The organism is Prevotella sp. khp1, from assembly GCF_900102205.1.
Lineage (GTDB): Bacteria > Bacteroidota > Bacteroidia > Bacteroidales > Bacteroidaceae > Prevotella > Prevotella ruminicola.
In genome coordinates, this window is sequence record NZ_FNJZ01000004.1 from 41,676 (window position 1) to 64,618 (window position 22,943).

At 48.6% G+C, this 22,943-nt stretch carries 19 protein-coding genes and 5 tRNA genes; 22 read left to right on the plus strand and 2 right to left on the minus strand.

All coding sequences use genetic code 11. The annotated features are described in order from the left end of the window. The first annotated feature begins 14 nt into the window (after positions 1-14). Entirely contained in the window at positions 15-1,121 is a 1,107-nt protein-coding gene (locus BLR73_RS11175; protein ID WP_091862094.1) for a metallophosphoesterase, read from the plus strand. 4 nt (positions 1,122-1,125) lie between these two features. On the opposite strand, the gene BLR73_RS11180 is transcribed toward BLR73_RS11175, so the two are convergent. Both BLR73_RS11180 and BLR73_RS11185 read right to left on the minus strand, forming a co-directional pair. Beyond that, positions 1,126-1,653 carry a gamma carbonic anhydrase family protein gene (locus BLR73_RS11180; protein ID WP_073046871.1) on the minus strand — a complete coding sequence of 176 codons (528 nt, stop codon included), beginning with the start codon at positions 1,651-1,653 and terminating at the stop codon, positions 1,126-1,128. A gap of 35 nt (positions 1,654-1,688) precedes the next feature. Beyond that, positions 1,689-2,675 (minus strand): malate dehydrogenase, encoded by a 987-nt coding sequence (locus BLR73_RS11185; protein WP_091862097.1) that lies wholly within the window; start codon positions 2,673-2,675, stop codon positions 1,689-1,691. A 153-nt stretch (positions 2,676-2,828) separates the two neighbouring features. Here BLR73_RS11185 and BLR73_RS11190 point away from each other — a divergent pair, with 153 nt between their 5' ends. The 21 genes from BLR73_RS11190 to fusA all read left to right on the plus strand — a co-directional run bounded on the left by BLR73_RS11190 (position 2,829) and on the right by fusA (position 22,919). Continuing rightward, complete coding sequence (locus BLR73_RS11190) at positions 2,829-4,604, plus strand: aminopeptidase P family protein (protein ID WP_091862459.1); 1,776 nt, start codon at positions 2,829-2,831, stop codon at positions 4,602-4,604. Between the two features lie 187 nt (positions 4,605-4,791). Next, positions 4,792-4,983 carry a 30S ribosomal protein S21 gene (gene rpsU / locus BLR73_RS11195; protein WP_013065274.1) on the plus strand — a complete coding sequence of 64 codons (192 nt, stop codon included), beginning with the start codon at positions 4,792-4,794 and terminating at the stop codon, positions 4,981-4,983. 75 nt (positions 4,984-5,058) lie between these two features. After that, the gene (gene xerA, locus BLR73_RS11200; RefSeq protein ID WP_091862100.1) at positions 5,059-5,940 is read left to right on the plus strand and encodes a site-specific tyrosine recombinase/integron integrase; all 882 of its coding nucleotides are present in this window, start codon (positions 5,059-5,061) and stop codon (positions 5,938-5,940) included. Positions 5,941-5,980: 40 nt separating this feature from the next. Continuing rightward, the gene (gene hpf, locus BLR73_RS11205; protein WP_013063088.1) at positions 5,981-6,280 is read left to right on the plus strand and encodes a ribosome hibernation-promoting factor, HPF/YfiA family; all 300 of its coding nucleotides are present in this window, start codon (positions 5,981-5,983) and stop codon (positions 6,278-6,280) included. A 102-nt stretch (positions 6,281-6,382) separates the two neighbouring features. Further along, positions 6,383-6,456 (plus strand) — tRNA-Thr (locus BLR73_RS11210). 95 nt (positions 6,457-6,551) lie between these two features. After that, positions 6,552-6,634 (plus strand) — tRNA-Tyr (locus tag BLR73_RS11215). A gap of 15 nt (positions 6,635-6,649) precedes the next feature. Further along, positions 6,650-6,722, plus strand: a tRNA-Gly gene (locus tag BLR73_RS11220). Between the two features lie 10 nt (positions 6,723-6,732). Beyond that, positions 6,733-6,804: transfer RNA gene (locus BLR73_RS11225), tRNA-Thr, on the plus strand. A 64-nt stretch (positions 6,805-6,868) separates the two neighbouring features. Then, on the plus strand, positions 6,869-8,053 hold the full coding sequence (gene tuf, locus BLR73_RS11230) for an elongation factor Tu (protein ID WP_013063031.1): 1,185 nt from the start codon (positions 6,869-6,871) through the stop codon (positions 8,051-8,053). 86 nt (positions 8,054-8,139) lie between these two features. Continuing rightward, positions 8,140-8,212 (plus strand) — tRNA-Trp (locus BLR73_RS11235). Between the two features lie 16 nt (positions 8,213-8,228). Then, positions 8,229-8,420 (plus strand): preprotein translocase subunit SecE, encoded by a 192-nt coding sequence (secE, locus tag BLR73_RS11240; protein ID WP_013063860.1) that lies wholly within the window; start codon positions 8,229-8,231, stop codon positions 8,418-8,420. Between the two features lie 17 nt (positions 8,421-8,437). Next, entirely contained in the window at positions 8,438-8,983 is a 546-nt protein-coding gene (gene nusG, locus BLR73_RS11245) for a transcription termination/antitermination protein NusG (protein WP_013064805.1), read from the plus strand. A 95-nt stretch (positions 8,984-9,078) separates the two neighbouring features. Then, positions 9,079-9,519, plus strand: a complete 441-nt coding sequence (gene rplK / locus BLR73_RS11250; protein WP_013064963.1) for a 50S ribosomal protein L11 — start codon at positions 9,079-9,081, stop codon at positions 9,517-9,519. 22 nt (positions 9,520-9,541) lie between these two features. Beyond that, entirely contained in the window at positions 9,542-10,234 is a 693-nt protein-coding gene (gene rplA / locus BLR73_RS11255) for a 50S ribosomal protein L1 (RefSeq protein ID WP_013065728.1), read from the plus strand. A gap of 20 nt (positions 10,235-10,254) precedes the next feature. After that, positions 10,255-10,770 carry a 50S ribosomal protein L10 gene (gene rplJ, locus BLR73_RS11260; RefSeq protein WP_013064077.1) on the plus strand — a complete coding sequence of 172 codons (516 nt, stop codon included), beginning with the start codon at positions 10,255-10,257 and terminating at the stop codon, positions 10,768-10,770. 48 nt (positions 10,771-10,818) lie between these two features. Further along, positions 10,819-11,199: a 50S ribosomal protein L7/L12 gene (rplL, locus tag BLR73_RS11265; protein ID WP_013063286.1), complete on the plus strand. Its 381-nt coding sequence runs from the start codon at positions 10,819-10,821 to the stop codon at positions 11,197-11,199. Between the two features lie 77 nt (positions 11,200-11,276). Continuing rightward, on the plus strand, positions 11,277-15,089 hold the full coding sequence (gene rpoB / locus BLR73_RS11270; protein WP_013065193.1) for a DNA-directed RNA polymerase subunit beta: 3,813 nt from the start codon (positions 11,277-11,279) through the stop codon (positions 15,087-15,089). A 46-nt stretch (positions 15,090-15,135) separates the two neighbouring features. Continuing rightward, complete coding sequence (rpoC, locus tag BLR73_RS11275) at positions 15,136-19,467, plus strand: DNA-directed RNA polymerase subunit beta' (protein ID WP_091862103.1); 4,332 nt, start codon at positions 15,136-15,138, stop codon at positions 19,465-19,467. Between the two features lie 277 nt (positions 19,468-19,744). Then, complete coding sequence (rpsL, locus tag BLR73_RS11280) at positions 19,745-20,125, plus strand: 30S ribosomal protein S12 (protein ID WP_013063973.1); 381 nt, start codon at positions 19,745-19,747, stop codon at positions 20,123-20,125. Positions 20,126-20,281: 156 nt separating this feature from the next. Beyond that, positions 20,282-20,758: a 30S ribosomal protein S7 gene (gene rpsG, locus BLR73_RS11285; RefSeq protein ID WP_091862105.1), complete on the plus strand. Its 477-nt coding sequence runs from the start codon at positions 20,282-20,284 to the stop codon at positions 20,756-20,758. A gap of 34 nt (positions 20,759-20,792) precedes the next feature. Continuing rightward, a complete protein-coding gene (fusA, locus tag BLR73_RS11290) occupies positions 20,793-22,919 on the plus strand; it encodes an elongation factor G (RefSeq protein WP_013063203.1) in 2,127 nt (708 codons plus the stop codon). Positions 22,920-22,943 lie beyond the last annotated feature (24 nt).

The window sequence follows — 22,943 nt, forward strand, 5'->3', positions numbered from 1 at the left end:
TTTTTTTGTAAAGCATGAAAACTATGTGGATGATACTATTCCTGTTATTACCATTCTTGGCTATCGGCTATCTGGCTTGGCACATCTGGGTGATGCTGCCTGTGCAGGCTTGGCTCAAGTCGCTTATTATCGCTATAGGCGTACTGAGTTTTGTGATGCTGTTCCTGAATTTCCGTCGCGCCTTTGATAGCTTACCTTTATGGACGGCTCGTTGGGCTTACGAGATTGGTACATCCTCATTGTTTGTTCTGCTTTATCTGGTGATGATTTTCCTGGTACTCGATCTGGGCCGGTTGGTTCGTCTGGTGCCCAAGTCAATTCTTTACCAAAACGGATATACAGCCCTTGGCATCTTGGTGCTGATGCTGGGCGTGTTTGTATATGGCAATCTGCATTATCATCATAAGGAACGTGTAGGCATCGATTTAAAGTCGGCAAAACCATTGGCGAAAGAATATAAGATTGTGATGGCGAGCGATCTCCATATTGGCTATCACAATCCGCGAAAGGAGCTGGCGCGCTGGGTGGATATGATGAATGCTGAAAATCCAGACTTTATCCTGATTGCTGGTGATATCATCGATGGTAGCATGCGTCCGGTTATCGAGGAGCAGATGGCCGAGGAGTTCCGTCGGCTCAAGGCGCCTGTCTATGCCTGCTTGGGCAATCACGAGTTTTATGCTGGTGTGCCCGAGGCACAGCAGTTCTACAAGGATGCCGGCATCCATTTGTTGGTAGATGAGGCAGCCGTTATCGATAGCAGTATCGTGATTATTGGTCGCGACGATCGTACCAACATGCGCCGCAAACCCATCAAGGATTTGGTTAAAGTTCAAAGTTCAAAGCTCCATGTTCAAAGTCCATACATTCTTGTGCTCGATCATCAGCCCTACAATCTTGATAGGGCTGAGGCGGCAGGTGTCGACTTTCAATTAAGTGGCCACACCCATCGTGGACAGGTATGGCCAATTTCTTGGATTACGGATCGTATCTACGAATGCTCTTGGGGTAGCCACCAGCGTGGCAAAACCCAGTACTATGTCTCATCGGGCATAGGCATCTGGGGCGGAAAGTTCCGCATTGGTACCCAGAGCGAGTATGTTGTAGCTACGCTAAAATAAATACTTAGAATTTTGTAGGTTCTGTTTCGCCCTCCTCCAGATAGAATTTGGAGTAGGCCACATAGTGCTTGGCATTATCCGTCTGTCCTGGGCGTACGGGCTTGATGTATTTGGCAGGTACGCCACCCCAAATCTCGCCAGCAGGAATCTTGGTGTTCTGCAGCACCAAGGCGCCAGCAGCTACGATCGAGCCTTCGCCTATCTCACAACCATCCAGCAGGGTGCTACCCATACCAATCAAGGCGTTATCATGAATGGTGCAGGCATGAACGGTTACGTTATGCCCGATAGTAACGTAGTTGCCTATATGTGTAGGACCTGTTTCGTGGGTTACGTGTACACAACTGCCGTCCTGAATGTTGGTGCAGTTGCCGATGGTGATAGGCGCCACATCGCCGCGTACTACTGCATTAAACCACACCGAGCACTCGTCGCCCATCGTTACATCGCCCACAATCGTAGCGTTCTCGCTAAAATAACAGTCTCGCCCCCATTTGGGAGCGAGACCGCGATATGATTTTATTAGAGCCATAGTCTCTAAATACTTAATTCAAAATCCTGAATTAATTACAGGTTGGCGTTGTCCTTAGCCCAATCCTCAACAGCGGGGATGATACCAAGGCTGATGATCTCGTCGCGCATCTTCTGCAGGTGCTCGTACGAAGCCTGGAGTGAAGCCATCTCCTCAGCTGTGCCCTCGGGCTCAGTGAAGTGTACACCGTCCTTGTCGATAACGGTAGGCATAGCCATCATCACGTTCTTGAAGCCGTAAGCATTTACATAGCAACCAGCAGGCCACTTGAAAGGCTCACCACCCATAGCACCCTCAATCATCTTAACAGCCTGATAAGCAGGGCTCTGGAATGAAGAACGGCCACGGAGCTTGATGATGTTGCTACCACCCTGAGTTGTCATGTGCTTGATCTCAGCCCAACGCTCCTCAGAGAGAGGAAGCTCAGAGAGAGGCTTGCCATCGATGAGAGCCTTGCTGGCGAATACTGCCATCTGCTCACCGTGACCACCGTAGGTGTAAGCGTTTGTAACCTTATCCTGCTGTACACCGAACTCCTGAGCCAGCTGCTGCTGCAGACGGGTAGAGTCGAGAGCTGCCAGAGAGGTCAGCTGGTTGGGCTTCAAACCTGAGTGAATCAGAGCTGTAAGAGCTGTTACGTCAGCTGGGTTGAAGATAACTACCACGTGCTTAACGTCTGGGCAGTACTTCTTGATGTTCTCACCGAAGTCGGCTGCGATCTGGCAGTTGCCCTTCAGCAGGTCCTCACGGGTCATACCCTCCTTACGTGGAGCACCACCTGAAGAGATGATGTACTTAGCACCAGTGAAAGCCTCCTTAGGATCTACAGTGTAAGAAATGTTTGCACCTGGGAAAGCGCAGTGGCACATCTCATCATATACACCATGAACACCTGGCTCATAGATATCATACAAACAAATGTTGGGAGTCAAGCCCAGCATCAACACACTCTGTACCATGTTAGAGCCAATCATACCACCGGCACCAACAATCACCAATTTCTCGTTAGTTAAAAAAGCCATAATTGTATTTTTATTATTGTTATTTTTAAAGTGCTGCAAAGTTACGAAAAAAGACTCATATAAAGTGTTTTTTTATTATTAATCTGTGTTAATCATGTGATTTTCTGCTAGTTATTTTGTACCTTTGTAATCTCGAAATTACAAAACACGATGATGATGACTGTGAATCAACGAATTGAAGCTCTTCGCGAGGTGATGAAACGTGAACATCTCGCTGCGTTTATCTTTCCAAGTACCGACCCTCATCAGGGCGAATATGTGCCCGATCATTGGAAGGGGCGCGAGTTTATCAGTGGTTTTAACGGCTCGGCTGGTACGGCTGTAGTGACGATGACTTCGGCAGCCTTGTGGACCGACTCACGCTATTTTATTGCGGCCGAGGAGCAGTTGCGTGGCACCGAGTTCCAGCTGATGAAACTGAAGATGCCCGGAACGCCTACCATCGCTGAGTGGATAGGCAAGGAGTGTGCTGCCGGGGCCGAAGTGGCACTCGATGGCTGGTGCTCGTCGGTGAATGCTGTGAAGGAGCTGATAGCCGATCTGCGTCAGCAGGGTGGCATCACGTTGCGTACCAATCTCGATCCGTTGGCACAGATCTGGACCGATCGCCCTGTTATCCCAGAGCATGTTGTCGAGATTTTTCCATTGCAGTATGCTGGTGAGAGCTGTCATGAAAAGATAGTCCGTATCCGTCAGGCACTGCGCCAGAAACATGCCGATGGTATGCTGATGTCGGCTCTCGATGATATTGCCTGGACGCTGAATCTGCGAGGCACTGATGTGCATTGCAATCCCGTGTTTGTCGCTTATCTGCTTATTTCATCCAAAGCTGTTACCTTATATATAAATAAGGTGAAGCTTACCCCCGAGGTTGAGACTTATCTTAAAGCCGAAGGGGTAGGGGTGGCACCTTACGAGGCAGTGGCAAAAGGTCTGAAGGATTATTTTGAGTATAACATCCTGCTCGATCCTGATGAGGTTAACTATACGCTTTATAAGCAGGTCACCCGTGAGATAGTAGAGGTGGAATCGCCCGTCAAGCGCATGAAAACCGTCAAGAACGCTACAGAGATTGAAGGTTTTAAATCGGCCATGCTCAAAGATGGTATTGCGATGGCAAAATTCTTGTGTTGGTTGAAACCTGCCGTTGAGGCTGGAGGACAGACGGAGATATCTATTGACCAGAAGCTCACCTCGCTCCGTGCCGAACAACCGCTCTATCGTGATATCTCGTTCGATACCATCGCTGGCTATCAGGCACATGGTGCCATCGTGCATTACGAGGCTACGCCTGATACCGATATCCCCTTGAAGCCCGAAGGCTTCCTGCTGTTGGATAGTGGTGCGCAGTATCTGGATGGTACTACCGACATCACCCGTACAATCACCCTTGGTCCGCTCACCGAGGAGCAGAAGCGAATCTATACACTGGTGCTTAAAGGTCATATCCAGATAGAATTATGTAAGTTCCCCAGCGGTGCCAGTGGTACCCAGATAGATATTCTGGCCCGCGAGGCGATGTGGCGCGAGGGATTGAACTATCTGCATGGCACAGGTCACGGCGTGGGTACCTATCTGAATGTGCACGAAGGTCCTCATCAGTTCCGTATGGAGTGGAAACCAGCCCCCCTTGTAGCTGGTATGACCATTACCGACGAACCAGGTATCTATCTCGAGGGTAAGTTTGGTGTACGTATCGAGAATACCCTCTTGATTACACCCTATAAGGAAACCCAGTTTGGAGAGTTCCTGCAGTTCGAGAGTCTCACCCTCTGTCCTATCGACACCACGCCCATCGTCAAGGAAATGCTCTTGGACGAAGAAATCGCTTGGCTCAACCAATATCACCAGCATGTTTTCGAAACCCTGTCGCCCCATCTGACAGCTGAAGAAGTGGCATGGCTTAAAAACGCTTGTGCCGCGATATAATAGACATATCAAAATATATGTTTTTGACTATCAGGAGGGTACGAAAACGCAAGAAATTACGTTTTATTTGATAAAAATCGTGTAAAAACTTGGTAGATTTGTAAAAAATCAGTAACTTTGCACCCGCTTTTCGAGGCACTGGGCCCGAAAGCATTAAGTTTAACATAAATAATTAAAAGCAAAACAAATGATTATTGTACCAGTAAAGGAAGGCGAGAACATTGAGAAGGCTCTCAAGAAGTTCAAGAGAAAGTTCGAGAAGACAGGTGTTGTAAAGGAGCTGCGTCGTCGTCAGCAGTTTGACAAGCCATCTGTACTGAAGCGCCTTAAGATGGAGCACGCTGTATATGTTCAGCAGCTTCGCGCTAACGAGGAATAAAAAAGTTCCCCGAAAATTTGGTAGTTTCGAGAAATTTCCGTAAATTCGTACCCAAATACTAAAGGTTGCGATTTTATGATGATTAACCAGTTTCTGGACTACCTGCGCTACGAGCGGAATAAATCTCCGCTAACAGTGCAGACATACGAGGAAAGTCTTAGGGATTTTGAGTCGTATGTGACTTTTAGGGATAAAGAACTCTCTATAAGTTCGGTAGATACCGATCTGATCCGTGACTGGATGGAGAGTCTGATGGATAAAGGAAACTCTGCGTCGACTATTAATAAAAAGTTGAGTGCATTGCGTTCCTTTTACCGCTTTGCCCTAAAGAGACAACTGGTTAAGACCGATCCGGCACATGCTGTGATAGGTCCAAAGAAATCAAAACCACTGCCGCAGTTCCTTCGCGAAGGAGAAATGGACCGCCTGATAGACGGCATAGAGTGGGATAGTTCATTTAATAATGTACGTGCGCGTACCATATTATTACTATTCTATGAGGCCGGTTTACGACGTGCGGAACTTGTAAGTCTGAACGATAAGGATGTAGACTTTGAAGCGGCACAACTGAAAGTAACGGGAAAAAGGAATAAGCAGCGCATAGTGCCCTTCGGGGCTGAGCTGGCCGAGGCGCTCAAGCAGTATCAGACTGCTCGCAACGAACAATTCGGCGAAACCGGCGGCGCGCTTTTTCTGAGTGACAAAGGGCAACGGATATCCGACAGTCAGGTTTATCAGATCGTAAAGAGGTATCTTTCGATGGTTACCTCGCTGAAAAAACGTTCGCCACACGTGCTTAGGCATACCTTTGCCACTGCCATGCTGAACAACGGTGCAGGGTTGGAAACAATCAAGAGCTTGTTAGGACACGCCAGTGTGAGCACAACCGAGATTTATACCCACACCACGTTTGAGCAGCTGAAGCGAATTTACAAAGAGGCTCATCCAAGAGCCTGAACCTTTTTTATTAATAACTATTTTAAAATAGGAGGTAACTATGGAGATTAAGATTAAGTCGATTCACTTCGACGCTACCGAGAAGTTAGAGGCGTTCATCGAAAAGAAGGTCGCCAAGTTAGAAAAATCGTTTGAGGATATACAGAAAGTAGAGGTGCAACTTAAAGTAGTCAAGCCAGCCACGGCTCAAAATAAGGAAGCAAGTCTTGAGGTTTTCGTTCCAGGAACCACTCTCTTCGTAGACAAGACATGTGACACTTTTGAGGAAGGAATTGACCTTTGTGTAGATTCAATGAGGGCTCAATTGACGAAATTCAAGGAAAAATTGAGAAATAGATAAAAAAAACTCGAAAAAGTTTTGGTAATTCAAAAATAAGTCGTAACTTTGCAGCCGTTTTCCGACAGGTCGTAAATCTGAAACAGAGAACGGCTGCTTAGAAAAGCCTCTTTAGCTCAGTTGGCCAGAGCACGTGATTTGTAATCTCGGGGTCGTTGGTTCGAATCCGACAAGAGGCTCAAGAAGGAAGGAGGAGGATAGGCGAAAGCCAATCCGCTTGGTTCGAAAGAACAAAAGGGAAGGTCGTCCCTCGCTTAATAAGCGAAAATGACATGGGTGTTTTCCAGAGTGGCCAAATGGGGCAGACTGTAAATCTGCTGTCTTTCGACTTCGGTGGTTCGAATCCATCAGCACCCACTACAAGAGATGTTTGCGGAAATAGCTCAGTTGATAGAGCACTAGCCTTCCAAGCTGGGGGTCGCGGGTTTGAGCCCCGTTTTCCGCTCAAAGAACATGCTGTAATAGCTCAGTGGTAGAGCACTTCCTTGGTAAGGAAGAGGTCCTGAGTTCAACTCTCAGTTACAGCTCTCTTGCGATTAGAAGGAGGAAACTGAAAATTCGTAATAATTAACAAAATTAATAACAAGTAAAATGGCAAAAGAGAATTTTGTGCGCACCAAACCGCACGTAAACATCGGTACTATCGGTCACGTTGACCACGGTAAGACAACTCTGACAGCTGCTATCACTACTGTGCTGGCAAAGGCTGGTCTCTCTGAGGTTAAGTCATTCGATCAGATTGATAACGCTCCTGAGGAGAAGGAGCGTGGTATCACTATTAACACCGCTCACGTTGAGTATGAGACTGCAAAGCGTCACTACGCTCACGTTGACTGCCCAGGACACGCTGACTATGTAAAGAACATGGTAACTGGTGCTGCTCAGATGGACGGTGCTATTCTTGTTGTAGCTGCTACTGACGGTCCTATGCCTCAGACTCGTGAGCACGTTCTGCTCGCTCGTCAGGTAAACGTTCCCCGTCTGGTTGTATTCCTGAACAAGTGCGATATGGTTGAGGATGAGGAGATGCTGGAGCTCGTTGAGATGGAGGTCCGCGAGATTCTGGAGCAGTATGAGTTTGAAGAGGATACTCCTATTATCCGCGGTTCTGCCCTTGGTGCACTGAACGGTGTTGCTAAGTGGGAGGAGAAGGTAATGGAGCTCATGAACACTTGTGATGAATGGATCCAGGAGCCTCCTCGTGCAACTGACAAGCCATTCTTGATGCCTGTTGAGGATGTATTCTCAATCACAGGTCGTGGTACAGTTGCTACTGGTCGTATCGAGACTGGTGTTATCCACGTAGGTGATGAGGTTGAGCTGCTCGGTCTTGGTGAGGACAAGAAGTCAGTTGTAACTGGCGTTGAGATGTTCCGCAAGATTCTTGATGAGGGTCAGGCTGGTGATAACGTAGGTCTGCTGCTCCGCGGTATCGACAAGAACGAGATCAAGCGTGGTATGGTACTCTGCCACCCAGGTCAGATCAAGCCATTCAAGAAGTTCAAGGCTTCTATCTATGTTCTGAAGAAGGAAGAGGGTGGTCGTCACACTCCATTCGGAAACAAGTATCGTCCTCAGTTCTATCTCCGCACAATGGACTGCACAGGTGAGATTTCACTGCCCGCAGGTGTTGAGATGGTAATGCCTGGTGATAACGTAGAGATCACTGTTGAGCTTATCTACGCTGTAGCTCTGAACCCAGGTCTGCGCTTCGCTATCCGTGAGGGTGGTCGCACAGTAGGTTCTGGTCAGATCACAGAGGTTTACGAGGACTAATCCTCAGTAAGCTCTAGATAATCTAGAATTTTCTAGTAAACACTAGATAAACCAAGCCCCCGTTTTTAATGGGCGGGGGCTTACTTACGGGAATAGCTCAGTTGGTAGAGCATCGGTCTCCAAAACCGAGGGTCGTGGGTTCGAGTCCTCCTTCCCGTGCTAAATAAGAAATAATATGTTTAAGAAGTTTATCGATTATTGCAAAGCTTGTTACGACGAGTTGGCACATAAGACAACTTGGCCTTCTCGCAAAGAGTTGACTCATAGTGCAGTAGTGGTGCTTTCAGCATCGCTTATTATTGCATTAGTAGTATGGGCCATGGACTTTGTGTTCAAGTCGGTAATGAGTATGGTTTATCCCGGTTAATAAACGTTGTTTGAGAGATGGCTCAGTCAGGAATGAAATGGTACGTACTTCGCGCTGTTAGCGGTAAAGAGGCCAAGGTAAAGGAATACCTTGAGGCCTTGATGAAGCGTGACTCTTTCCTCCAAGCAAACGTTGGTCAGGTGTTACTGCCTACCGAGAAATATGCTCAGCTGCGTAATGGTAAGCGTGTGGTTAAGGAGAAGCTGTTCTTGCCAGGTTATGTGTTGGTAGAGGCCAACCTTCAGGGTGAGATGGCTCACACACTGCGCTTTATGCCTAATGTGTTAGGCTTCTTGGGCGGTTTGGATAATCCAACCCCTGTAAAGCAGAGTGATATTAACAGAATCCTTGGTACTGCCGAGGAGACGGAGATAAAGAGTGAAGAGATTGGTGTACCTTATGCTGTGGATGAAGCAGTTAAGGTAACAGATGGACCTTTCAGCGGATTCAGCGGAATTATCGAAGAGGTGAATGCCGAGAAACACAAGCTGAAAGTTATGGTTAAGATTTTCGGTCGCAAGACTCCATTGGAGCTTGGATACAATCAGGTAGAAAAGGAATAGGGTGAATGTTACGGTTCGCCTGTTCTCTATATCGGTAGAGGGAGGCTTCCACTCCTGATGCTTATATAACAAAATTCAATTAATAACAAACAGAAATGGCTAAAGAAGTTGCTGGATTAATCAAATTACAGATTAAAGGTGGCGCTGCGAATCCCTCACCTCCAGTAGGACCTGCACTGGGTTCTAAGGGAATTAACATTATGGGATTCTGCAAAGAGTTCAACGCCAGAACCCAGGATAAGGCAGGAAAGATTATTCCTGTTGTTATCACCTACTACACTGACAAGTCATTCTCTTTCGAGCTGAAGACTCCTCCCGCAGCTGTACAGCTGAAGGAAGCTGCTAAGCTGAAGAGCGGTAGTGCTGAGCCAAACCGTAAGAAGGTAGCCAAGGTAACTTGGGATCAGGTTCGCGTTATTGCTGAGGACAAGCTGAAGGACTTGAACTGCTTTACCGTAGAGTCAGCTATGAAGCTGATCGCTGGTACAGCGCGTAGTATGGGTATCACTGTAGAAGGGGAGTTCCCTGGTAAATAATTAATAACTTCAATTAGAGACAATGAGTAAACTGACAAAAAATCAAAAGTTGGTCGCTGATAAGGTTGAAGCAGGGAAAGCATACTCTTTGAAGGAAGCCGCCGCACTGGTGAAGGAAATTACCACCACTAAGTTCGACGCTTCAGTTGATATCGATGTACGCTTGGGCGTTGATCCACGTAAGGCTAACCAGATGGTTCGTGGCGTTGTATCGCTGCCAAACGGAACTGGTAAGGTTACACGTGTGCTCGCTCTCTGTACTCCTGATCAGGAGGCTGCTGCTAAGGAAGCAGGTGCCGACTATGTTGGTCTTGACGAGTATATCGAGAAGATCAAGGGTGGTTGGACAGATGTTGATGTTATCATCACAATGCCTTCTTGCATGGGTAAGCTCGGTCCTTTGGGCCGTGTGCTCGGTCCCCGCGGACTGATGCCAAACCCCAAGAGTGGTACTGTTACTATGGATGTTGCTAAGGCAGTTAAGGAAGTTAAGCAGGGTAAGATTGACTTTAAGGTTGATAAGGCAGGTATCGTGCACACATCAATTGGTAAGATCAACTTCACTGGTGATCAGATCTTTGAGAATGCTAAGGAGTTTATCTCTACCATTATCAAGCTGAAGCCCGCCGCTGCTAAGGGTACATACATTAAGAGTATCTTCCTCTCAAGCACTATGAGCATGGGTATCAAGGTAGATCCTAAATCAGTTGAATAACTCGTTAAAAGATTAGACAAATGAAAAAGGAAGTAAAAGATACTATCATTGTAGAACTTGGAGAGAAACTGAAGGCATATCCTCATTTCTATCTTGTTGACCTGACCGGTCTCGATGCCGCTAAGACATCAGAGCTCCGTGAGAAGTGCTTCAAGAATGAGATTAAGTTGCTGGTGGTGAAGAATACTCTTCTCCAGAAGGCATTTGAGGCTTCAGAAATCGATTTCACTCCACTTTATGAGTGCTTGAAGGGTAACACAGCTGTTATGTTCGCACAGACAGCTAACGTTCCTGCTAAGCTGATCAAGGAGTACAAGAAGGAAGGTATCCCTGCCCTGAAGGGTGCATATGCTGAGGAGAGCTTCTTCGTAGGTGCTGACAAGCTTGATGAGCTCGTAGCAATCAAGAGCAAGAACGAACTGATCGCCGAGGTTGTAGCTCTGCTGCAGTCTCCAATCAAGAATGTTGTTTCTGGCTTGAACGCTGGTGGCAAGGTTCACGGTCTGCTTGACGCTATCGCTGAGCGTAACAAATAAGCGAAATAAGTAACATTCAAATTAAAAACAATTAAAATTTTAAATAAAATGGCAGATATTAAAGCTATTGCAGAAGAGTTGGTAAACCTTACTGTAAAAGAAGTTAATGAGTTGGCAACTGTCCTGAAGGACGAGTATGGAATTGAGCCCGCCGCTGCAGCTGTTGCTGTTGCCGCTGGTCCTGCTGCAGCTGGTGCTGCTGATGCAGCTGAGGAGAAGACTTCATTCGACGTAGTTCTGAAGTCAGCCGGTGCTGCTAAGCTGCAGGTTGTAAAGGCCGTTAAGGAGGCTTGTGGTCTTGGTCTGAAAGAGGCTAAGGATCTCGTAGACGGTGCTCCTGCTACCGTTAAGGAGGGTCTGAGCAAGGAAGAGGCTGAGAACCTGAAGAAGACCATCGAGGCCGCTGGTGCCGAGGTTGAGCTGAAGTAATCAGTTACATACAAATAGCAATCGGTTAGGGACTCCCCAGTCGGGGGTTCCTAGCCTTTTTATTTAAATTATAATTTATGGCTTCAAAAATAATAGATAACAGAGTAAACTTTGGCAGCGTCAAAAATCCGATGCCATTCCCGGATTTCCTTGATGTGCAATTAAAGTCGTTCAAAGACTTCCTGCAGTTGGATACTCCGCCTGAGGAACGCAAGAATGACGGCTTGTATAAGGTGTTCGCTGAGAACTTCCCTATCACCGATACACGTAATAATTTCGTTCTTGAGTTCTTGGATTACTATATCGACCCACCTCGTTACAGCATCGATGAGTGCTTGGAGCGTGGTTTGACTTATAGCGTGCCCCTGAAGGCTAAGCTGAAACTGTATTGTACTGATCCGGATCATGAGGATTTCGGAACTGTGATTCAGGATGTATTCCTGGGTCCTATCCCTTACATGACCGCCAATGGTACATTCGTTATCAATGGAGCCGAGCGCGTAGTTGTTTCACAGTTGCACCGTTCACCTGGCGTATTCTTCGGCCAGAGCGTACACGCTAACGGTACCCTGCTGTATTCGGCTCGTGTTATCCCATTCAAGGGTTCATGGATCGAGTTTGCTACCGACATCAACAATGTGATGTACGCATACATCGACCGTAAGAAGAAGTTGCCCGTAACAACTCTGCTGCGTGCTATCGGTTTCGAGGCCGATAAGGACATCCTGCAGATCTTCAACCTGGCTGAGGAGGTTAAGGTTAACAAGAAGAGCCTGAAGGCTGTGATTGGCTGCAAGCTTGCTGCCCGCGTACTGAAGAGCTGGAACGAGGACTTCGTTGATGAGGATACTGGTGAGGTAGTATCAATCGAGCGTAACCAGATGATTATGGAGCGTGAGACTGAGATTACCGAGGAGAACATGATGGACATCCTTGAGAGTGGCGCACAGACTATCCTGGTGCACAAGGACGCATCTGTTGCTTCGGATTACAGCATCATCTTCAACACACTGGCCAAAGACCCATCTAACTCTGAGAAGGAGGCTGTGCTTTACATCTACCGTCAGCTGCGTAATGCCGATCCTGCCGATGATGCCAGCGCACGTGAGGTTATCCAGAACCTGTTCTTCTCTGACAAGCGTTACGATCTGGGTGATGTTGGTCGTTACCGTATCAACAAGAAGCTTGGTTTGAACACCGATATGGATGTTCGCGTTCTGACCAAGGAAGATATTATCGAGATTATCAAGTATCTGATTCAGTTGGTTAACTCTAAGGCTACTGTCGACGATATCGACCACCTGTCGAACCGTCGCGTACGTACCGTAGGCGAGCAGCTGGCTAATCAGTTCTCTATAGGTCTGGCTCGTATGAGCCGTACCATCCGTGAGCGCATGAACGTTCGCGATAACGAGGTGTTCACACCAACCGATCTGATCAACGCCAAGACTATCTCTAGCGTTATCAACTCGTTCTTCGGTACCAATCCTCTGTCGCAGTTCATGGACCAGACCAACCCTCTGGCCGAGGTTACTCACAAGCGTCGTCTCTCAGCCCTGGGTCCTGGTGGTCTGAGCCGTGAGCGCGCCGGATTCGAGGTTCGTGACGTACACTATACACACTATGGTCGTCTGTGTCCTATCGAGAGCCCTGAGGGACCAAACATCGGTCTGATCTCATCTCTCTGTGTATATGCTAAGATCAACGAGCTCGGATTTATCCAGACTCCTTACCGTAAGGTAGAGAATGGTGTTGCCGACCTGAGCGACAATGGTATCGTTTACCTCACCGCTGAGGAGGAGGCTGAGCACATCATCGGTCAGGGTAACGCACCTCTGAACGACGATGGTACATTTATCCGCTCGGTTGTTAAGTGTCGTCAGGATGCCGACTTCCCTGTAGTTCCACCTACAGACGTTGACCTGATGGATGTATCGCCACAGCAGATTGCCTCTATCGCTGCATCTCTTATCCCATTCCTGGAGCACGACGATGCTCACCGTGCGCTGATGGGATCTAACATGATGCGCCAGGCCGTACCTCTGTTGCACAACGAGGCACCTATCGTAGGTACCGGTATCGAGAAGCAGGTATGTGAGGATTCACGTACCATGGTTACTGCCGAGGGTGATGGTGTTATCGAGTACGTTGATGCTACAACCATCCGTATTCTGTACGATCGCACCGAGGACGAGGAGTTCGTAAGCTTCGAGCCCGCCCTGAAGGAGTACCGTATCGCTAAGTTCCGTCGTACCAACCAGAATATGACCATCGACCTGCGTCCTATCTGTGAGAAGGGACAGCGCGTAAAGGCCGGTGATATCCTGACTGAGGGTTACGCTACCGAGGACGGTGAGCTGGCTCTGGGCCGCAACCTGCTGGTAGCCTACATGCCTTGGAAGGGTTACAACTATGAGGATGCTATCGTGCTTAACGAGCGCATTGTTCGCGACGACGTACTTACCTCTGTACACGTTGATGAGTACTCACTCGATGTACGTGAGACCAAGCGTGGTGTTGAGGAGTTCACAGCTGATATTCCTAACGTAAGTGAGGAGGCCACAAAGGATTTGGACGACAACGGTGTTATCCGTGTTGGTGCCCGTGTTGAGCCAGGCGACATCCTGATTGGTAAGATTTCACCTAAGGGTGAGAGCGATCCTTCACCTGAGGAGAAGCTGCTCCGTGCCATCTTCGGTGACAAGGCTGGTGATGTGAAGGATTCTTCACTCAAGGCTAACCCATCACTGAGTGGTGTTATTATTGATAAGAAGATGTTCCAGCGTGCCATCAAGGACCGTAAGTCTAAGCAGCAGGATAAGATCGTGCTTGCTAAGATCGACGAGGAGTACGAGGCAAAGGTTGAGGACCTGAAGGATATCCTGATTGACAAGCTTATGGAGCTTACTAAGGGTAAGACCTCACAGGGTGTTAAGGACTACACCGGTGCCGAGATCATCACCAAGGGTAGCAAGTTCACTGCTACAGCCCTGCGCAACCTTGAGTATGGCGATGTACAGATTAGCAACTGGACAACAGACGAGCATAAGAACGAGCTGATTGCCAAGCTGATTATCAACTTCATGAAGAAGTATAAGCTGCTTGATGCTGAGATGAAGCGTAAGAAGTTCGCTATCACTATCGGTGACGAGCTGCCAAACGGCATCCTGCAGATGGCTAAGGTATATGTAGCTAAGAAGCGTAAGATCGGCGTAGGTGATAAGCTGGCCGGACGTCACGGTAACAAGGGTATCGTATCTAAGATCGTACGTCAGGAGGATATGCCATTCCTCGAGGATGGTCGTCCAGTCGACCTGGTACTGAACCCTCTGGGTGTGCCTTCTCGAATGAACCTTGGTCAGATTTTCGAGGCTATCCTCGGTGCTGCCGGTAAGAAGCTCGGTGTTAAGTTCGCTACACCTATCTTCGACGGTGCTAAGCTCGAAGACCTTGCTGAGTGGACTGATAAGGCAGGTCTGCCACGCCTGTGCTCTACCCACCTGTATGATGGTGAGACCGGTGAGCGTTTCGACCAGCCTGCTACAGTAGGTATCACCTACTTCCTGAAGCTCGGTCACATGGTTGAGGATAAGATGCACGCCCGTTCAATCGGTCCGTACAGCTTGATTACTCAGCAGCCTCTTGGTGGTAAGGCCCAGTTCGGTGGTCAGCGATTCGGAGAGATGGAGGTTTGGGCCCTTGAGGCCTTCGGCGCCAGCCATGTTCTTCAGGAGATCCTGACAATCAAGTCGGATGATACCGTAGGTCGCTCTAAGGCTTACGAGGCTATCGTTAAGGGCGAGCCAATGCCTACACCAGGTATCCCCGAGTCTCTCAATGTGCTGCTGCACGAGTTGCGTGGTCTTGGTTTGAGTATTACCCTCGACTAAGTGAGTTAAGTATTAAGAGTTAAGAATTAAGAGAAAGATAATATATATGGCTTTCAAGAAGGATTCAAAAATAAAGAATAATTTTACGAAGATTACCATCGGACTTGCTTCTCCTGAAGAGATTCTGGAGAGCAGCTTCGGTGAGGTTACCAAGCCAGAGACCATCAACTATCGTACCTATAAGCCTGAGCGCGATGGTTTGTTCTGCGAGCGCATCTTCGGTCCTACCAAGGATTACGAGTGTGCCTGCGGTAAGTACAAGCGCATCCGTTATAAGGGTATTGTCTGCGACCGTTGTGGTGTAGAGGTAACAGAGAAGAAGGTTCGTCGTGAGCGTTCTGGTCACATCGAGCTCGTTGTGCCCGTAGCACATATCTGGTACTTCCGTAGTCTTCCTAATAAGATAGGTTACCTGCTGGGTCTGCCCACCAAGAAGCTCGATGCAGTTATCTACTACGAGCGCTACGTGGTTATCCAGCCAGGTGTAATGGCAGGCCGTAAGGATGCCGAGGGTAACGATGCCCTGGGTTCTAATAAGTTCGACCTGCTCTCAGAGGATGAGTACTCAGAGATTGTAGAGAATCAGCTTTCACCCGATAACGAGTATCTCGACGATAGCGATCCTAACAAGTTCATCGCTAAGATGGGTGCCGAGGCTATCTACGACCTCCTGACACGTATCGACCTCGACTCACTGTCGTACGAGCTGCGCGACCGTGCTAACAGCGACTCTTCAGTTCAGCGTAAGAACGAGGCTCTGAAGCGTCTGCAGGTAGTAGAGGCTTTCCGTACATCAGTTGAGAAGGGCATCAACCGCCCCGAGTGGATGATCATGAAGATTATCCCTGTTACACCTCCTGAGCTCCGTCCTCTGGTACCACTGGATGGTGGACGTTTCGCTACATCTGACTTGAACGACCTCTATCGTCGTGTCATCATCCGTAACAACCGTCTGAAGCGTCTGATGGAGATTAAGGCTCCTGAGGTAATTCTCCGAAACGAGAAGCGTATGCTGCAGGAGGCTGTGGATTCACTCTTCGACAACAGCCGTAAGTCGTCTGCTGTTAAGAGCGATAGCAACCGTCCTCTGAAGTCACTCTCTGACTCGCTGAAAGGTAAGCAGGGACGTTTCCGTCAGAACTTGCTGGGTAAGCGTGTTGACTATTCAGCCCGTTCGGTTATCGTTGTAGGTCCTGAGCTGAAGATGGGTGAGTGCGGTCTGCCAAAGCTGATGGCTGCCGAGCTGTATAAGCCATTCATTATCCGTAAGCTCATCGAGCGCGGTATTGTGAAGACTGTTAAGAGCGCCAAGAAGATTGTTGACCGTCGTGAGCCAGTTATCTGGGATATCCTTGAGAACGTGATGAAGGGTCACCCTGTACTCCTGAACCGTGCACCAACACTGCACCGTCTGGGTATCCAGGCCTTCCAGCCAAAGATGATCGAGGGTAAGGCTATCCAGCTGCACCCACTGGCATGTACTGCGTTCAACGCCGACTTCGACGGTGACCAGATGGCTGTACACCTCCCATTGAGTAACGAGGCTATCCTCGAGGCTCAGCTGCTCATGCTGCAGAGCCATAACATTCTGAACCCTGCCAACGGTGCACCTATCACCGTGCCTTCACAGGATATGGTACTTGGTTTGTACTACATTACCAAGATCCGTCCAGGTGCAAAGGGTGAGGGACTTACCTTCTACGGTCCTGAAGAGGCTATCATCGCACACAACGAGGGTAAGTGCGAACTGCACGCCCAGGTTAAGGTTATCGTTGATGATATCGTCGACGGTCAGCCTGTTCGCCACATGGTAGAGACTTCAGTAGGTCGTGTAATCGTAAACGGCATCATTCCAAAGGAGGTTGGTTACGTTAATAAGATTATTTCTAAGAAGAGTCTGCGCGACATTATCGGTGCTGTAATTAAGAATGTAGGTTTCGCCGAGGCTTGTGAGTTCCTTGATGGAATCAAGAACCTGGGTTACCGCATGGCTTACGTGGCCGGTCTGTCGTTCAACCTCGATGATATCATTATTCCTAAGGAGAAGGCTGAGCTGATTGCCAAGGGTAATGAGGAGGTACAGCAGATTACCGACAACTACAACATGGGATTCATCACCGACAACGAGCGTTATAATCAGGTTATTGATACCTGGACCCACGTCAACAACGATATCGGTAACATCCTGCTGAAGCAGATGACCGAGGCCGACCAGGGATTCAACGCTGTATTCATGATGCTTGACTCAGGTGCCCGTGGTAGTAAGGACCAGATTAAGCAGCTTTCAGGTATCCGTGGTCTGATGGCTAAGCCTCAGAAGGCCGGTGCCGAAGGTCACCAGATTATTGAAAACCCAATCCTTTCTAACTTTAAGGAGGGTATGTCAGTGCTCGAGTACTTTATCTCTACTCACGGTGCTCGTAAGGGTCTGGCTGATACCGCTATGAAAACAGCCGACGCTGGTTACCTGACACGTCGATTGGTTGACGTATCGCACGATGTGATCATTACCGAGGAGGACTGCGGTACCCTGCGTGGTTTGCAGTGCACAGCCCTGAAGAGCGGCGACGAGGTTATCTCAAGCCTGTCAGAGCGTATCCTGGGTCGTGTATCAGTTCACGATGTGATCAATCCTAAGACCGGTGAGGTGATTGTAGCTGCCGGTGAGGAGATCACCGAGTCTATTGCCGACGCTATCGAGGCATCTGATATCGAGATGGTCGAGATCCGTTCAGTGCTCACTTGTGAGTCGAAGAAGGGTGTCTGCATGAAGTGTTACGGACGTAACCTCGCTACCCGTCGTATGGTACAGAAAGGTGAGGCTGTTGGTGTGATTGCCGCTCAGGCTATCGGTGAGCCAGGTACACAGCTTACTCTGCGTACGTTCCACGCCGGTGGTGTGGCTGCCAACGCCGCAGCAAATGCAAGCATCGTATCTAAATATGATCGCGCTATGATCGAGTTTGAAGAGGTTCGTACCGTTCCATTCGATGAGGATGGCCGCGAGTGTCAGATGGTTGTAAGCCGTTTGGGTGAGATGCGTTTCGTTGATCCTAACACCAAGATCGTTCTCTCTACCGTTAACGTGCCTTACGGTTCGTCACTCTACTTTGGTCACGGCGACGAGGTTGCCAAGGGCGACAAGATTGCTCAGTGGGACCCATTCAACGCCGTTATCGTTACTGAGTACGCTGGTACCCTGAAGTTCAACGATGTGATCGAGGGTATTACCTTCCGTGCCGAGACCGACGAAACCACTGGTCTGACTGAAAAGATTGTTACCGAGTCGCGCGACCGTACTAAGGTTCCTACCTGTGATGTTATCGGTGCCGATGGCGAGGTAATCGGAACATATAGCTTCCCTGTAGGTGGACACGTTGTTGTTGAGGATGGCCAGACAGTTTCAACTGGTGAAACCCTCGTTAAGATTCCACGTGCTGCTGCCAAGGGTGGTGATATTACCGGAGGTCTGCCCCGTGTAACCGAGCTGTTCGAGGCTCGTAACCCATCTAACCCTGCTGTTGTATCCGAGATCGATGGTGAGGTAACCATGGGTAAGGTAAAGCGTGGTAACCGTGAGATTATCGTAACCTCTAAGACTGGTGAGCAGCGTCGTTATCTCGTATCGCTGTCGAAGCAGATCCTGGTACAGGAGCACGATGCCGTACGTGCTGGTACACCACTCTCTGATGGTGTTATCACTCCAGGCGACATCCTGGCCATTAAGGGTCCCACCGCTGTACAGGAGTATATTGTGAACGAGGTTCAGGACGTATACCGTCTGCAGGGTGTAAAGATTAACGATAAGCACTTCGAGATCATCGTTCGTCAGATGATGCGTAAGGTACAGATCAACGAACCAGGTGATACCTCGTTCCTCGAGCAGGAGATTGTCGACAAGCTCGACTTCGCTGAGGAGAACGATCGTATCTGGGGTAAGAAGGTTGTTACCGATGCCGGTGACTCTGAGAACCTGCAGAAGGGTCAGATCGTTACCGCCCGCAAGCTGCGCGACGAGAACTCTATGCTGAAGCGTCGTGACCTCCGTCTGGTACAGGTTCGTGATGCAGTGCCCGCTACATCTACTCAGATTCTGCAGGGTATCACACGTGCTGCTCTTCAGACTAAGTCGTTCATGTCGGCTGCATCGTTCCAGGAGACAACCAAGGTACTTAACGAGGCTGCCATCCGTGGTAAGGTAGATCACCTGGTAGGTATGAAGGAGAACGTAATCTGCGGACACCTGATTCCTGCTGGTACCGGTCTGCGTGAGTTCGAGAAGATTATCGTTGGTTCAAAGGAGGAGTATGAGCGCATTCAGGCTAACCGCAAGAACGTTCTCGACTTCGCTGATGAGACCATTCTCGAGGAGAAATAAGGCTATCTTTGATTAGCAAAATATGTTAAGAGTGCTGCATGTATGTGCGGCACTCTTTTTTCTTCATTTTGTGCATAATCTACTATTAATTAATTCAAAAAACGTTATTTCTTGTTAAATCAAGGGTTTAAACTTGCATTTTCTCCATATAAGTTAGGTGGAATCGGAAAATAGTTGTACCTTTGCAGCCCGAAACGCCCCTATTAAGCGAGATAGGGTGTGTAAAGCGCTGATTATAAATAAAATAACATATATATAAATTAAAAATTAAAGTATTATGCCTACAATTTCACAATTGGTAAGAAAAGGCAGAAAGGTAATTGTTGACAAGTCAAAGTCACCTGCTTTGGACAACTGTCCTCAGCGTCGTGGTGTCTGCGTACGTGTTTACACAACAACACCTAAGAAGCCTAATTCGGCTATGCGTAAGGTAGCCCGTGTTCGTCTGACAAATCAGAAGGAAGTTAACTCTTACATCCCTGGAGAGGGACACAACCTGCAGGAGCACTCAATCGTGCTTGTTCGCGGTGGTCGTGTAAAGGACCTGCCAGGTGTACGTTACCACATCGTTCGCGGTACTCTTGATACTGCTGGTGTAGCTAACCGTACACAGCGCCGTTCTAAGTATGGTGCTAAGCGTCCAAAGGCTAAGAAGTAAAATGACCGGAGATGGTCAGTCAGGCCAAAAAGAAACAAAAAATTTAATCCGTTTTGCTGGAGATAATGTTATAAAGGTTGAGTAAATGTCCGAGCGAAGTGACGTTGAAGAACAAGTAAGAACAGCCCTCAAGCAGAATTTTAATTCAAAAACAAAATGAGAAAAGCAAAACCAAAGAAGCGTGTGATCCTGCCAGATCCCGTATTCAACGATCAGAAGGTGTCTAAGTTTGTAAACCACCTGATGTTTGATGGTAAGAAGACCAAGTCTTATGAGATCTTCTACAATGCACTGGAGACAGTGAAGAGCAAAATGAGCAACGAGGAGAAGTCTGCCCTGGAGATCTGGAAGCAGGCTCTCGACAACATTACCCCACAGGTTGAGGTAAAGAGCCGCCGTATCGGTGGTGCTACTTTCCAGGTACCTACCGAGATCCGTCCCGACCGTAAGGAGAGTATCTCAATGAAGAACATGATTCAGTTCGCTCGTAAGCGTTCTGGTAAGTCAATGGCCGATAAGCTGGCTGCTGAGATCATGGACGCCTTCAACAATCAGGGTGGTGCCTTCAAGCGTAAGGAGGATATGCATCGCATGGCCGAGGCTAACCGCGCATTTGCTCACTTCCGTTTCTAATAAATAAGGTAAGAAGTTAAAAGGATACAAAACAATGGCAAACCGCGATTTACATTTAACAAGAAATATCGGTATTATGGCTCACATCGATGCCGGTAAGACAACCACTTCTGAGCGTATCCTGTTCTACACAGGTAAGACTCATAAGATTGGTGAGGTACACGATGGAGCTGCTACCATGGACTGGATGGCTCAGGAGCAGGAGCGTGGTATTACTATCACATCTGCTGCTACCACCTGTAACTGGACATGGAATGGTAAGAACTTCAAGATCAACTTGATCGATACTCCGGGACACGTTGACTTTACCGCTGAGGTAGAGCGTTCACTCCGTGTACTGGATGGTGCTGTTGCTACTTACTCTGCTGCCGACGGTGTTCAGCCTCAGTCAGAGACTGTATGGCGCCAGGCCGACAAGTACAACGTACCTCGTATCGGTTACGTTAATAAGATGGACCGTTCAGGTGCTGACTTCTTCGAGACTGTTCAGCAGATGAAGGACATCCTGGGTGCTAACCCTGTTGTTATCCAGGTGCCCATCGGTGCTGAGGAGAACTTCAAGGGTCTGGTTGACCTGATCAAGATGAAGGCTATCCTGTGGCACGATGAGACCATGGGTGCTGAGTACGATGTTGAGGATATCCCCGCCGACCTGGAGGCTGAGTGCGACGAGTGGCGTAACAAGCTGCTTGAGGCTGCTGCTGAGTACGACGAGGCTCTGATGGAGAAGTACTTCGACGATCCTAACTCAATCACTGAGGACGAGATCATCGCTGCTATCCGTAAGGGTACTATCTCAATGCAGTGTACTCCTATGCTGCTCGGTTCTTCTTATAAGAACAAGGGTGTGCAGCCTCTGCTCGACTACGTATGTGCATTCCTGCCCGCACCTGTTGACGTAGAGGTTATTAAGGGTACCAACCCTGATACCGATGAGGAAGAGGATCGTAAGCCTTCTGAGGACGAGCCTACATCGGCTCTGGCCTTTAAGATTGCTACCGACCCATACATGGGCCGTCTGGTATTCTTCCGCGTTTACTCTGGTAAGATCACTGCCGGATCATACGTTTACAACCCACGTTCGGGTAAGAAGGAGCGTATCAGCCGTCTGTTCCAGATGAACTCAAACAAGGAAATTCCTATGGAGAGCATCGACGCTGGTGATATCGGCGCAGGTGTAGGTTTCAAGGATATCCGTACTGGTGATACCCTCTGCTCTGAGGATGCACCTATCGTACTGGAGTCAATGAGCTTCCCCGACACTGTGATCTCTATCGCAGTTGAGCCAAAGAGCCAGGCCGACGTTGCTAAGCTCGATAACGGTCTTGCTAAGCTGGCCGAAGAGGACCCAACATTCACCGTTCGTACCGACGAGCAGAGTGGTCAGACCATTATCTCAGGTATGGGTGAGCTTCACCTCGATATCATTATCGACCGTCTGAAGCGTGAGTTCAAGGTTGAGTGTAACCAGGGTAAGCCTCAGGTTAACTACAAGGAGGCCATCACCAAGACTGTTAACCTCCGTGAGGTTTACAAGAAGCAGTCGGGTGGTCGCGGTAAGTTCGCTGATATCATCGTAAACGTTGGTCCTGTTGACGACGATTGGGATATCGCTAAGGACGGCGGTCTGCAGTTCGTTAACGAGGTTAAGGGTGGTAACATTCCTAAGGAGTTCATCCCATCTATCCAGAAGGGATTCGAGAACGCTATGAAGAATGGTATCCTCGGTGGTTACCCAATGGATTCACTGAAGGTAACTGTACTCGACGGTTCGTTCCACCCCGTTGACTCTGACCAGCTCTCATTCGAGATCGCTGCTCTGCAGGCATACAAGAACGCATGCGCTCAGGCTAAGCCCGTACTGATGGAGCCTATCATGAAGCTCGAGGTTGTAACACCTGAGGAGAACATGGGTGACGTTATCGGTGACCTGAACAAGCGTCGTGGCCAGGTAGAGGGTATGGAAGAGGCTCGCAGCGGTGCCCGTGTTGTTAAGGCTCAGGTGCCCCTGTCAGAGATGTTCGGTTATGTAACCGCTCTGCGTACCATCACTTCAGGTCGTGCTACCAGCTCAATGGAGTACGATCACCACGCTCCTCTGTCAAGCTCTATCGCTAAGGCAGTTCTGGAGGAGGTTAAGGGCCGTGCCGACCTCGTGTAAGCGCTGCGCGCAATGTAAAAATGT